The sequence below is a fragment of the Algoriphagus sp. AGSA1 genome, from assembly GCF_021390545.1.
GTDB lineage: Bacteria > Bacteroidota > Bacteroidia > Cytophagales > Cyclobacteriaceae > Algoriphagus.
In genome coordinates this window covers 102409-115165 of sequence record NZ_JAJUWR010000002.1, presented here as the reverse complement: position 1 = coordinate 115165, position 12757 = coordinate 102409, and the positions used below count along the sequence as shown (strand labels likewise).

14 protein-coding genes are annotated in these 12757 nt (G+C 42.7%); 9 read left to right on the top strand and 5 right to left on the bottom strand.

The genetic code is table 11. The features are described 5' to 3' along the window. Positions 1 to 8: 8 nt before the first annotated feature. From LZF95_RS01620 to LZF95_RS01580, 9 genes are all read left to right on the top strand, one after another. Complete coding sequence (locus LZF95_RS01620) at positions 9 to 986, top strand: cation diffusion facilitator family transporter (RefSeq protein WP_306422248.1); 978 nt, start codon at positions 9 to 11, stop codon at positions 984 to 986. A gap of 32 nt (positions 987 to 1018) precedes the next feature. Then, the gene (locus LZF95_RS01615) at positions 1019 to 1270 is read left to right on the top strand and encodes a hypothetical protein (protein ID WP_233753370.1); all 252 of its coding nucleotides are present in this window, start codon (positions 1019 to 1021) and stop codon (positions 1268 to 1270) included. Positions 1271 to 1368: 98 nt separating this feature from the next. Continuing rightward, positions 1369 to 1665, top strand: coding sequence for a hypothetical protein (locus LZF95_RS01610; protein WP_233753240.1), 297 nt, complete (start codon positions 1369 to 1371; stop codon positions 1663 to 1665). A gap of 179 nt (positions 1666 to 1844) precedes the next feature. Beyond that, a complete protein-coding gene (locus tag LZF95_RS01605; RefSeq protein WP_233753239.1) occupies positions 1845 to 2267 on the top strand; it encodes a nuclear transport factor 2 family protein in 423 nt (140 codons plus the stop codon). A gap of 21 nt (positions 2268 to 2288) precedes the next feature. Beyond that, complete coding sequence (locus LZF95_RS01600) at positions 2289 to 2981, top strand: response regulator transcription factor (RefSeq protein ID WP_233753238.1); 693 nt, start codon at positions 2289 to 2291, stop codon at positions 2979 to 2981. Next, the gene (locus tag LZF95_RS01595; protein ID WP_233753237.1) at positions 2981 to 4357 is read left to right on the top strand and encodes a HAMP domain-containing sensor histidine kinase; all 1377 of its coding nucleotides are present in this window, start codon (positions 2981 to 2983) and stop codon (positions 4355 to 4357) included. Before LZF95_RS01600 ends, LZF95_RS01595 begins: the two co-directional genes overlap by 1 nt. 110 nt (positions 4358 to 4467) lie before the next feature. Further along, complete coding sequence (locus LZF95_RS01590) at positions 4468 to 4983, top strand: hypothetical protein (RefSeq protein WP_233753236.1); 516 nt, start codon at positions 4468 to 4470, stop codon at positions 4981 to 4983. 133 nt (positions 4984 to 5116) lie between these two features. Beyond that, complete coding sequence (locus LZF95_RS01585; protein WP_233753235.1) at positions 5117 to 5590, top strand: hypothetical protein; 474 nt, start codon at positions 5117 to 5119, stop codon at positions 5588 to 5590. Next, positions 5587 to 6357, top strand: a complete 771-nt coding sequence (locus LZF95_RS01580) for a YoaK family protein (RefSeq protein ID WP_233753234.1) — start codon at positions 5587 to 5589, stop codon at positions 6355 to 6357. Before LZF95_RS01585 ends, LZF95_RS01580 begins: the two co-directional genes overlap by 4 nt. Before the next feature lie 83 nt (positions 6358 to 6440). Here LZF95_RS01580 and LZF95_RS01575 read toward each other — a convergent pair whose 3' ends face one another. The 5 genes from LZF95_RS01575 to LZF95_RS01555 form a co-directional block, all read right to left on the bottom strand. Then, entirely contained in the window at positions 6441 to 7520 is a 1080-nt protein-coding gene (locus LZF95_RS01575; RefSeq protein WP_233753233.1) for a bile acid:sodium symporter family protein, read from the bottom strand. Between the two features lie 93 nt (positions 7521 to 7613). After that, on the bottom strand, positions 7614 to 9098 hold the full coding sequence (locus LZF95_RS01570) for a mandelate racemase/muconate lactonizing enzyme family protein (RefSeq protein ID WP_233753232.1): 1485 nt from the start codon (positions 9096 to 9098) through the stop codon (positions 7614 to 7616). Positions 9099 to 9227: 129 nt separating this feature from the next. Next, positions 9228 to 10127: an RraA family protein gene (locus LZF95_RS01565; protein ID WP_233753367.1), complete on the bottom strand. Its 900-nt coding sequence runs from the start codon at positions 10125 to 10127 to the stop codon at positions 9228 to 9230. Positions 10128 to 10480: 353 nt separating this feature from the next. Next, a complete protein-coding gene (locus LZF95_RS01560) occupies positions 10481 to 11755 on the bottom strand; it encodes a mandelate racemase/muconate lactonizing enzyme family protein (RefSeq protein ID WP_233753231.1) in 1275 nt (424 codons plus the stop codon). Between the two features lie 37 nt (positions 11756 to 11792). After that, positions 11793 to 12725: an RraA family protein gene (locus LZF95_RS01555; RefSeq protein ID WP_233753230.1), complete on the bottom strand. Its 933-nt coding sequence runs from the start codon at positions 12723 to 12725 to the stop codon at positions 11793 to 11795. Between the last annotated feature and the right edge of the window lie 32 nt (positions 12726 to 12757).

Genomic DNA, 12757 nt, shown 5'->3' with positions numbered 1-12757 from the left:
CAAAGGGGATGCATTTGTTACCTGATCTGGCAAAACACAAAAAGAATTTGATATTGCAGCCAATCCCTTCCAAAAAAAGAATAATCCCTACTTTTGTCATTCTCTCCCTTGTCCCTCCCATGAGCAGTTCAAGTTTAGCCATCAGAACCGTTATTTTCAGCATGCTGGGTAATGTTGTGTTGGCCGCGATTAAATTCTTGGCGGGCATTTTTGGCAATTCCTATGCGTTGATTGCCGATGGTATAGAGTCAGTGGTGGACGTGTTCGCTTCGATTTTGGTTTTGATAGGATTACGGTATTCTGCCAAACCTGCAGACGAAAACCACCCATACGGACATGGAAAGGCAGAACCATTGATCACCTTTTTGGTTGTGGTATTTTTAGTCATCTCGGCAGTCACCATCGCCTGGCAAGCCTACCAGCATATCATCACTCCACATGATTTACCCAAACCATTTACCCTGCTCGTATTGACGGTAATTATACTTTGGAAGGAAATTTCTTTTCAGGTAGTAATGTCACGGAGCAAAAGACTAAAAAGCAGTTCTCTCAAAGCTGAAGCCTGGCATCACAGAAGTGACGCGATTACTTCTGTAGCGGCATTTATAGGGATTTCCATTGCTATATTTGCTGGAAAAGGATTTGAAAAAGCAGATGATATTGCAGCGCTTTTCGCGGTGGCCTTTATCCTTTTCAATTGCTACAAGATCTTCCGTCCGGCTCTTGGCGAGGTGATGGATGAAAACAATTACGAGGAACTGACCGCCCTGATCCGCAAAGTCTCCCTGACTGTTCCTGGCGTGAAGGGAACTGAAAAATGCTACATCCGAAAGGCCGGAATGGAATACCATGTAGATTTGCACGCACTGGTGGAGGGGAAACTCACGGTCACCGAAGGCCATGATATCTCCCATCAGTTGAAGGATAAACTCTGTAAGACAATTCCGGAATTGGGAAATGTATTGATTCACATAGAGCCTGTCTGACTCTTCCGTAACTGACATTCAAAAAAACTTGTATGCTCGAAATCTTGTTTTTTCAAAGAGCTAATAAAGTCCGACACGAAGCCTACTTGGACAACTTGGAACCAAGTGATTCATGTAAATTTGTAAATTCAGACTATGCAGAGTCACTTCGGATTTTATTGGTCAGGCTTACTGGTTTCGGTTATTTTATCCCCATACTCTTAGCCAGTCTAACAGGCTACTTCCTAGCTCCCAAGACCCCTTTTATCAGTTCTCAGAAGGAAATCCATCCGGTACAGAAATAGGTTTTTATACTGCCTATCTTCAATTTCAGAGCGCAATTCTTTAAAACTTTGGTTAACTTAAAGTTGAATCTACTTTGAGACTTTAACCTGACTTTACCATGAATATCCTCGAAAACATGTCCTTCCATAATGATCGCCCCTCCGTCTGTGCAATCAAGCGAACGGATAAAATCAACTATTTTGCCATTGGATTGATTCATGATCAATATCTGAAAAAACACACCACTAAAGACCCCTCCCTTCTCACGGTACTCCAAGGAGAGCTGGAATTTTTCATACATGGTGGGGTAATTGTTCTAAAAGAATTTGACACTTATGAGATACCTGTGATGGTCGAACACGAAGTGAAAGGGCTGAAAACCAGGAATATTTTCACTATTGTGCAGGAAAAATAGCTTTGCAGGGCACAAGTTTATCAATCAACCTTCCTCTAAGTTTGATACGGGGTCACATGGGAAATTTGATCTTAATCCCATGTTGAATACCCTAATAACCGTCAATTTCAGTACCTTAATTATCGCATTAGCTTAAAATTGCTATGATTTCCATTTCAAACCCATAACTCAATATAACCATGAAAACAATTTTCACACTAGTTTTATTTATCAGTTTCACCAGTGCTTTTGCGCAAGCGGAGAAGGAAGTAGCCTCCCAGGTAGAAAAGCTCCGTCTGGCATTAATTGATCCCACAGTTGCCAATCTAAGTGAATTGACCTCTATACATCTCAGTTATGGACATTCCAATGGAAAGTTGGAAAACCAAACCCAATTTATCGAAGCATTGGTCAGTGGAGCATCTGATTTCGCGACAGTCGAGTTTCAAGATCAAACGATACAGATGCAAAAAAATCTTGCTATCGTGCGCCATAACCTGGCCGCCGATGTACTGGACGGAGGCATTGCAAATTCCATAAAAATAGGCGTCATACTGGTGTGGCATAAGGAAAAGGGTAATTGGAAACTTATTGCACGTCAAGCTTACAAATTACCACAGTAACACTCCTCAAATTAACTTCTTTTGAAAAAAATATTATTAGTAGAGGATGACACCCGTGTGTGCAGTTTTATAAACAAAGGACTGAGCGAAAACGGCTTTGAAGTCACAGTGGCCATGGATGGCACCATGGGACTTCAGGTTGCCTTGAGTAGTCAGTTTGACCTGATCATACTGGACATCATGCTGCCTAACATGAACGGTCTGGAAGTCTGCAAACAGATCAGAATCCAGAATAAAACCGTCCCCATTCTATTTTTGACTGCCATGGGCAGTACAGAAAATGTCGTCATCGGACTGGAATCCGGAGCTGACGATTATCTAGTGAAGCCATTTAAATTCATAGAACTAGTGGCCAGAATCAAAACCCTGCTTCGCCGTGGGGGGAAGATGGAAGAAAATGATAAGCAAGACCACCAGATCTATCAATTTGCCGATTTGGTTTTGGATGATACTGGGAAAACGATTTCAAGAAACGGAAATGAAATATCGCTGACCTCTACAGAATTCAGGCTTCTACTGATGTTTATGAAAAACCCTAGAAAGGTGCTCAGTAGAGTAGATATGCTACATGAAGTATGGGGAGTAAACTTTGACCTAGGCACCAATGTGGTAGATGTCTATGTAAATTACCTACGTAAAAAACTGGATAAGTACGGTGAACAAAAACTTATCCACACGGTAATAGGAATGGGGTATGTGTTAAAGGAAAATTGATGAAACTCCAAAACAAGATAATCTACATTCTGCTTACTGCCTTTATTGGGTACACACTGCTTTTCAGCGGCTTTATCTACTATTCAATTTCCAGATTTGCTTTTACGGATTTCTACAAAAGACTAGAAATCAGAGCTATTGCCACAGCTAAAATCGAGCTGGAAAAACAGAAAGATGGGAATGTGGTACAGCAGCTCAGACAAGATTATCTGGAGCCACTTACAAACGAACAACACCTAATCCTGGAAGATATAAATCCTCAAAACATATCCACCGATCCCAGACTAGTGGATTTTAATCAATCATTCTTGAAAAAAGTGGTCATAGATGGAATCGGGACCTATAGTCATCATAATACCTTCTTCTATGGAACGATATATAGGACTCCAAATCAAAAAGCGCATTTGGTAATCTTATCAGCTGAAAATTATTTCATTACTCATCATTTGGCATATCTGAGAAATCTAATCTTCACCTCTCTGATAATTGCCTTTCTGTTGATCGTCCTGTTTTCCATCATGTTTTCCAGAAAAATTATAGAACCTATTCAGAATATCATCAATAAGACAAAAAAAATCGGTTCCGAAAACCTTCATATGAGACTGGAAATCCCTGAAAACAATGATTCTGTACGGGAGCTCGCCCAGACATTCAACGATATGCTCAATAGACTGGAAACTTCTTTTGAAACACAGAAAAACTTCATTAGCAACGCCTCTCACGAGTTGAATACACCATTGACGTCTATAATAGGAGAAGCAGATGTCACTCTTTCTAAAACCAGGAAAACAGAGGAATATATAGAGTCAATCACCGCTATTTTGGGGGAGGCTGAGAAACTTCAGAAAAAAACGCAAGCTTTATTGCTATTGGCCCAAACCGGATTTGATGGAAAGCGGCAAAAATTCGGAAAGGTGAGAATGGATCAGCTGATACTTGATGTAAAAGAAACCGTTGAAAAAATCCAAACCAAAAACAGAATATGTCTGGATTTCAGCCTCTTGCCCGAAAACCCACTTTTGCTGAAAGTCATGGGGAATGAACAGCTACTTCACTTAGCAGTATCCAACATAGTCTTGAATGCATGTAAATATTCTGATGGAAAGCCCGTCAACATAGCCCTGGGAGTCATGGATGGCAATATCATCATTATTGTAAAAGACACTGGAATCGGTATCCCCTCTGATGAAATAGAGTACATTTATGACCCTTACTTCCGGGCTTCCAACACTAAAAATCATGAAGGATATGGGATTGGCCTGCCATTGGCACGAAACATCATCCGGATTCATGACGGCGAGCTGAAGGTGTACTCCAAAATAGATAAAGGTACAACTGTAGAAATCCATTTGCCAAAAGGAAATTTTGTTCTCTAATCGTATTCTAATCTAACCGCTTACATTCTAATTAGATCTTAATCCCATTCTTAATCCATTCTAATAAGTCGAAGGTAATTTAGGCCGTGTCCAATAAACCAACAGGAACAATGGCTAAAACTATTTTAATACCTACAGATTTCACGGTAGAATCACTGAATCTTGCGAAGATTGCTCTACAAAACAATCTGGACAAAGGCGAGAAACTTAATGTAATATTGGTATATGGGCAGTGGGTATCCACATCCATCAATGAATTACTCTTTTATTCCAAGGCCAAAGTGCTGGAAAAACTGGAAACTGAAGAATTCAAAACCAGCTGTCAGATGCTTCTGGGAAAATATGAGAATACGATAGTACAAATGTCCATTGACATCTTCAGTGGAACCAACCAAAATGCCTTTGAAAATTACCTACTCGGGAATAAAGTAACTGAGGCATATATCTCTCCAAATTATTCATTCAAGCTAAAAAACAGCAGCAGTTTTGATCTTACTCCATACTTAAACAAGAGTAACATACCCCTCATAAAGGTAAACTGGGACACTTCAACTGTACTTGGTCAAGAAAATTCAAAAGATGAGCTATCGGCGCTCTTTTTCACCCATGGGCAAATGGCTCACTAGAAAGCCAAGTCTGAGCCTGTAGTAGGCGACACAAGTTCGCTTTGGGTTCAGTATGCCTGCTAAAGGTTGACTGGCCGCCCCAACATCTCGCTGCCAAAAGAAGTCTAGTCATGGAAAGACAAACTACAAACAAATGAAATTCAATCTATTATATCCAACGTCTTTCTCTCTGGTACTAGGAGTTTACTTTACCTTACTTTCTTTTCAGGAAAGCCCAGAAATCCAACTGCTCGGTGAGTGGAAGGAAGTCTCATGGGAATACGAGAAACTGGATTCTCTCATCTCAGATGAAAGCTTTGATTATATGCTGACCGATCATATCAAAAGCCAAATCAGCAAGAACCTGATCATTCATAAAGCTGAAATCTGGAATTTTGTAGATGAACATACTTTGCAGATGAAAAACAACGATTCCCAAAACTCCCTAAAGTGGACACTTAAAGGGAGAGGCAACATACTCCAGATCCATGGATCTGAAGGTATCATGGAATACTACGTCATCCAAGAACTCAGCGCTGATCGAATGGTTCTACATTTCAGTTTTGACATGCAATTACGTGGAATTGTGAAAATGACATTTGAGCGATTGAGCACAAAAAAAGCATGATCAGCAAACACATAAACAGAACCAATAAGGAGAATATACAGCTGGGATCTCTTACAGCATTCTCCGCGGGAATGGTAAACGTCATTTCCGTGATTATTTTCTTTGCTTTCACATCCAATGTAACTGGACACTACGCCATATTGGCCCAAGAAATCTCCTTTGGCAACTGGTATCAAGCACTTGTAGTCTTGGGGTGGATATTTTTATTTTTCATGGGAAATTTCAGCTCCAACTTCATTGTAATTAATTTCCGGAATCGAAATGCCTATCTCGCCCATTCTCTCCCTATAATCATAGAAATCCTATGTCTCTTGGCAGTAGGAACTCATATTCAATTTTTCTATCAAGAAACACTCTTGGAAACTGAACTGATGGTAAGCGCCATGCTTTTTGCAATGGGAATCCAAAACGGTCTCACGGCTACCATTTCCAATTCAGCTGTAAAAACCACCCACCTTACAGGACTTACCACTGATTTGGGAATATTAGCCTCCTTATTTACCAAAGAACAAAACCGTAAGAATCCCGAGTTGCGGAGGAAGTGGAATTTACTTCTGGCGATTATGTTCTCCTATTTGTTAGGAGGTATTTCTGCTGGATACATTTATTTGACCATCGCCTATAACGTTTTTTACATAGTCTGCTTATTTCTGTTGATTGTAATCGGCTATGATTTTTATCGATTAAAAATGTCTTATCTCCTGACCAAAAAACAGCCTTACTATCGAAAAATCATCAAGGATACAACAGCACAACTCACACAATAACCTGAGTTGATCTTTAATGAGAAGAAGCTAGAGTTCTATGTTTAACAAGCCTTGGTTTACCATTCTGTTATTTATTGCCTTTTTTACTCATCTATGGGTTTCTTATGCCAATAAGAGGCTAGGATCGATCCTGTCACGTTCATCAATGGCCCAAACACTGCCGGTGCCAAACCTACCGTGGCGATCTTGCCCATCTCCTTGGCAATTCCTGATGCCAGTCCTCCGTTTTGCATCCCCACCTCTATGGCTATTGTTCTACAGTCCCTTTCATCGAGTTTGAACAATCTACTGGACCAATAGCCCAAGGTGTAACCTGCCAGGTTGTGTATCACTACCATAATGATGAGCAGAGGCCCGATATCCAAGAGGCTATCCCTTCCTGCGGCCACAATGACCACTAGAATAAGTGCGATCGCCGCCATGGAAATTATCGGCATCAAATCATCCAGCCATTTGGCCTTTCCCCGCAGGAAATAATTGAACACCAATCCCCCACCTATAGGAATGATTACCATCTTCACTATGCTGAACATCATGTCCATTACATTGATCTCCACAAATTCACCTGCAAGCCAGCCCATCAAGAACGGGGTGACAAAGGGAGCCAGCAATGTTGTCACGGAAGTTACGGTAATGGAAAGTGCCAGGTTTGCTTTGGCCAGAAAGCTCATCACGTTAGAAGCCATGCCACTGGGCGAGCAACCGATCAAAATCATCCCGGCGGCGATTTCCGGAGGAAAACCGCTTGATTTTGCCAAGACAAAGCCGATAAACGGCATAATGGTAAACTGGCATAATACACCGATCAATACGCCTTTGGGCATTTTTACCACCCCGAGAAAATCCTTGACACTCATGGATGTCCCCATGCCAAACATGATCACTTGAATCAACGGAACAATCAATGTGGAGAATTTGAATCCATCATATTCTACAAAATACTGAGGAAAATAAAGAGCCATAGTCACGGAGCCAAAAATCATCATGGCATAGGCATAACCTTTTAGTTTTGGTATTCCTAAAAAAGCAATGGCACAGATAAAGAAAAACCCGATCCAGAGAAATCCTGCTTTTGCTATACCAACAAAGATACTAACAGCTAGTGCGGCCAGTAATAGAACGCCTGTAAGAATTGAAAGGGATTTTATGATTTTGGGATTCAAAATAAAGGAATTTGGGTGAATGCTTTAGAAATTTGTCCAGGAACTAGACTCTCACTAGTTCCCGGAACTATAGGTTGGGCTACAAGATAAGTTTTAACTGTAAGTCCTATCATGGGAACGTTTATCATTCCACATATCGGTAGGGGCAAAATAAGAACCATCTGAACGGTGTAGGTGGGCTTTTACCACTTCCTCGTTCAGTTCTATTCCCAAGCCCGGAGCGTCCAGCGGCACCGGGGCGTAGCCTTTATCAATTATTTTTCCACCTCCGGTCATGGTCACCATATCCTCCCACCAAGGAATATCCACGGAATGATGTTCGAGCGCAAGGAAGTTTTGGGAGGCAGCGGCGCAGTGTACGTTTGCCATGAATGAAACCGGGGTTCCTGCTTGGTGCATGGCCATAGAAATCCCTTTTTCCTCTGCATAATCGGCAATTTTCTTAGTTTCCAAAAGCCCGCCGGATGATGCCAAGTCCGGATGGACAATGTCCACGGCATGGTTATCTATAAGGTCTTTGAAATACTGTAGCAAATAAATATCCTCCCCTGTGGTGGTAGGAGTGTTTAACGCATCAGTGATTGTTTTATGCTGCTGCCACATCTGCCAAGGCACCATATCCTCAAGCCAAGCCAAGCGGTACTTATCCAAGGCCTGCCCTAATCGTATGCAGTTGTTCAGATCAAAATGCCCGTAGTGATCTGTGGAAATGGGGATATCATAACCGACCATCCCCCGTACATGATCTACTATTTTGGCAAGCTCATCCAATCCCTTCTCAGTGATCTGTACACCTGTAAACGGGTGGGCGGTATTCGCATATGACATATATCCTCCTTGCCATTGGCTTTTCCCCATTTTGAAAATCTCAGGATTGACTATACAGCCTGGAATATCGATGATTTCACCTATTGACACATCCATTTTCAGCCAAGTATAACCCTGTTCCTCCGTTCTGTATTTGATCAGTTTCAGTTGCTCTTCTGGGGATTCGGCTTCGGGAGTATCGGCATAAAGCCTAACTGAATCCCTATATCTTCCTCCGAGAAGTTGCCAGGCAGGAACATTATATGCTTTTCCACAAAGATCCCAAAGAGCCATTTCCACAGCACAAACGCCCCCTGCTTGCCGGGATTGGCCTCCAAATTGTTTGATGATCTTGAAAATTTTCTCAACATTGCAGGGGTTTTCACCGAGTATCCTGCTTTTCAGCATCAGGGCATACTTAGGATCCGCTCCGTCTCTCACCTCTCCTAATCCATAAATCCCCTGATTGGTATCTATCCGGATGATTGCTGTGCCTCCCATTACATTGGTCAAAGCATAACGAAGATCTGTGATTTTCAGGTCGGAGGGAGCAGAGGCTCTACGGACATTTTTGGAGGTTTCTGCCAGGGTGTCTTCCATAGATAGCCCCATCAAAGCGGTAAGGCTTAATCCGCCAAGAGCGGTTTTTTTAAGAAAGTCCCTGCGGTTATCAAGGGTAAGGGGATTTTCGATCTCCGCCTGACGCTGTGCCGCATACTGCTCCTCTCTGAGTTTGTTTTTATAGACTAGATCTTGAAGGGTGTTTTTCATAGTAAATTGGGTTATTGAATTGATTATTTAACAGATTTGTATAATTGAGATCAAATCCCTGAATCCTAGATGCGGCAGACGGATTGTATCTGATAGTTGATTGAGAGCTCAGCCTTATAAATTTCCCTCTCAATAGTTACGCTCTTTAAGGTATTCATCCAGCTCTTGCTTTGTCATCGGTAGCTTTCCTGGGTAATTATTCAGCCAGTCCAGAAAATCCTTTTTGATTTCTTCAGTCCACTCACTATCAATCTGTCCGGGAAGATATTTTCCTTCTCTGAGCCGGAGGTGTCCAAATTCATCTCTCAAGCCTGTAACCTCAGAAGTCAGCACCAGTTCCTCTACCAAATGCGCAGGAATGAAGATCACTCCATACTTCTTAGCCAAAACCACATCTCCTGGAAGTACCGTTGCCCGTCCAATGCGGATTGGTGTATTGATGGATGTGAGCATCATCTGTTGGATGTATGAGGGATCCTGCCCTTTGATCCAGGCATTGAAACCATGGATCTTGGATAGTCCTTCCTGATCCCTGACAGATCCGTTAAAGATCACGCCCCGCTGGGACTTAGCATAGATCGCATTTCCGAGGTTATCCCCTATAAGAGTACCATCCGCTATTTTACCATATCCATCTGCCACATATACATCTCCGGTAGTCAATATATCTATAGGCCAGGAATTCGTCCCCCCTTTTGGTGCTCTCCCCTCCTTTTCCACGCCCTGGGTCTTGACCTGCTTTTCCAGATCCGGCCTCAGTGGCATATATTGCGCAGTGACCACTCTTCCTGTCATGGCTTCATCCGGAAGCATAATCTGCCATTCACCTTCATACTGGTTTTGGTAGCCTTTATTCCGCAGTACACCCCATGCTTCTTCTATGGAGATATTCTTTAGTCGCTCCAAAATGGCATCTGGGACTTTAGGCCTACCATCGGGAAATCTTTCTCCGTCCCAGCCTGGTGTCAATGCCTTGATATACTCGGCTGATGCCCCTACATTCTGGGCGGCTACTGGGAAATAGGGCATCAGAAAATAAATCACAGTAAGAATCCCTAATGAAAGTTTCAGTGTTTTGATGTGTGAGGTCATTGTACTCATTTAAGGTTGGGTTAGGTTAATTTGTTGAATGTGTTCATGCGCATTCAGGTTATGTACTTTAGGTTCTAAGGTCGTTCCTGATTTTTTTATTGAATACAGCTATCCAGACAATGACACTATATGGCAAAAGCTACCAAATGTCAATTAACTTATATCCCCGAAAGACCAACTTGCCTACTCTGAAGCGGACACACCCACTCTAGAATCACTCAAGCTAAGAAAGTGATACAGCTGGTATTTATTGGGCATCAGTGATAGTCTATTCTATAGTTTACACAGGGTCACTCAAAGAAAGGAATGCCCGGGACGGCGTGCTTCTTCATCCCTTCCTCATTGATTTCCACACCGATTCCAGGTTTTTCAGAAAGGGTAATGAAACTATTCTCTGTTCGCGGGCCATCGTAGGTTACAATATCCTTCCACAAATCGTCTGTATCCATATAAATCTGCCATTCCATAATCTGAAAGTTCGGTACTGAAGCACATACATGGCAACTGGCCATTGCGCCAAGAAAAGAAGCTACCATATGTGGGGAAAAAGGCACATAATACAAATTGGCCAAGTTTGCGATCCGCTGCCCTTCGCCTAATCCACCTGCTTTCTGCAAGTCAGGCATAATGATATTCAAGGCTCCATCAGACAATAATTTGGTGAATCCGTAAGCGAGATAGATGTTTTCGCCAGCACAGATTGGAGTACTTGTTTCTTGGGTAATATGCTTATACACTTCAGGATTATCTGCTGGGATTGGCTCTTCCAGAAACATCAGGTTCAAGGGCTCGTAAAGTTTGGCCATTTTCATCCCGGTGACGGCATCATATCTCCCGTGCATATCCACACAGATATCGATATGCGGTCCCACCTCCTCACGTACAGCTGCGATGGCATTGTACATACGGTCGATTTCCGCCGGGCTAGCAGTCCAGTTGAATCGGTCATATTTATTGGGATCCCTGCCATCATCCACATCAAATTTGACTGCATTATAGCCCTTATCCACTGCCCCACGCGCGGCTTCAGCATAATCATTAGGCGTAGGATTGGTGGAGGTATAAAGCGCAGTATCACAATAGACGCGGATTTTATCCCGGAATTTACCCCCCAAAAGCTGATAGACAGGTACGCCAAACACCTTTCCGGTAATATCCCAAAGGGCTGTTTCGATAGCAGTCAACACCGCCACAAAAACCCCGGATTGTGCCCCACCAAAAAATGCTCCTTTACGGATTTGCTCTGCAAGTCTATTTGGGTTTAGGGGATTTTGGCCTCTCAACATCCTGCCCATACGCTGTACCATATAATAGGTTCCCTGTATGGCATCCACAGCTTCTCCGCATCCCCATACATCCTGATCAGTATAGATTTTCACATAGACTGCTCCTCGCACATAACCGCATTTTACATCTGTGATTTTAAGATCCGATGGATTTGAGTAGGGATTCTGTTTCGCAACCGCTTCATTTAATCCTGAAAAGGTGCCCATCAGCCCGGCTCCTGCCAAGCCGGCAAATGTGCTTTTTTGAAGAAATGATCTTCTTGAATTTTTAGGTTTCATAGGCTGTTTTTGGTTTTGTTAATTTTTAAATGAGGGGTTACCAGGTCCGTTCTTTTAAAATCTCCTGAATCTGCGCTCTGGCAATGGGCAACTCATCAATATGATCCTCAAGCCACTGTGAAAAATCCCTTTCTATGTCATCCGACCATCTTGTATCAATATCGCCGGCAGTGTATTTCCCTTCACGGATTCTTTGGTGACCAAACATGTCCCTTAAGCGAACAACTTCGGAGGTAACCACGACTTTTTCAGCCAGATGTGCGGGAATAAATGACACTGCGCCATCTCTCCCAAGGACAACGTCTCCCGCCATGACCGTTGCCTGCCCTATTCTTGTAGGATGATTGATCCCTGTAAGCATAGTATTGAGATCTCTAGGTTGGTTGTGGTGAGAAGGATGATAGGTTCGATAGTAGGAGGTAAACCCACCAATTTCCTTCAGGCCAGGAATGTCACGTACGGCACCATTATATACTATTCCATTCCCTGAATTGGCATAAATGGCATTGCCTACATTATCACCGATCGTGGGACCTCCATCATGAATCCCAAACTGATCCACCACATATACATCTCCCTGTACCAATAGGTCCACCGGCCAGACATTCTGTCCTTTTTTACCTTCAGCTTTGCCTCTGGCATCTATAGCCCCGTGAATATCAGGTCTGCCGGGCATGAAGGTCGCCGTCAATGCCCTCCCTACAAGAATGCTGTCCGGGTTGATCATTTGCCACCCATCAGCATATTGGTATTTGTAGCCTGCATTTTTCATCACTGCCCACGCCTCATCATGGGTCACGATTTTCATCCGTCTCAATAGCTCATCTGAAACTTTGGGGCGTCCGTCCTCAAACCGTTCCCCTTCCCACTCTTGGGTGAGAAAAAGCATTTCTTCTTTAGAAATCTGTTGGGCGGAAGATTCTATCATTAAAAACAATAGAAGCAATAGGGTTATATAGGTTCTGTTCATTTTGGAATATAACTAATATTAAAAAAACCGAG

Bases quoted from the DNA above. Each gene is read 5' to 3' on its own strand.
- LZF95_RS01620 (WP_306422248.1), top strand. From the start codon at position 9: ATGCATTTGTTACCTGATCTGGCAAAACACAAAAAGAATTTGATATTG.
- LZF95_RS01615 (WP_233753370.1), top strand. From the start codon at position 1,019: ATGCTCGAAATCTTGTTTTTTCAAAGAGCTAATAAAGTCCGACACGAA.
- LZF95_RS01610 (WP_233753240.1), top strand. From the start codon at position 1,369: ATGAATATCCTCGAAAACATGTCCTTCCATAATGATCGCCCCTCCGTC.
- LZF95_RS01605 (WP_233753239.1), top strand. From the start codon at position 1,845: ATGAAAACAATTTTCACACTAGTTTTATTTATCAGTTTCACCAGTGCT.
- LZF95_RS01595 (WP_233753237.1), top strand. From the start codon at position 2,981: ATGAAACTCCAAAACAAGATAATCTACATTCTGCTTACTGCCTTTATT.
- LZF95_RS01590 (WP_233753236.1), top strand. From the start codon at position 4,468: ATGGCTAAAACTATTTTAATACCTACAGATTTCACGGTAGAATCACTG.
- LZF95_RS01585 (WP_233753235.1), top strand. From the start codon at position 5,117: ATGAAATTCAATCTATTATATCCAACGTCTTTCTCTCTGGTACTAGGA.
- LZF95_RS01580 (WP_233753234.1), top strand. From the start codon at position 5,587: ATGATCAGCAAACACATAAACAGAACCAATAAGGAGAATATACAGCTG.
- LZF95_RS01570 (WP_233753232.1), bottom strand. From the start codon at position 9,098: ATGAAAAACACCCTTCAAGATCTAGTCTATAAAAACAAACTCAGAGAG.
- LZF95_RS01565 (WP_233753367.1), bottom strand. From the start codon at position 10,127: ATGCCCTATTTCCCAGTAGCCGCCCAGAATGTAGGGGCATCAGCCGAG.
- LZF95_RS01560 (WP_233753231.1), bottom strand. From the start codon at position 11,755: ATGAAACCTAAAAATTCAAGAAGATCATTTCTTCAAAAAAGCACATTT.
- LZF95_RS01555 (WP_233753230.1), bottom strand. From the start codon at position 12,725: ATGAACAGAACCTATATAACCCTATTGCTTCTATTGTTTTTAATGATA.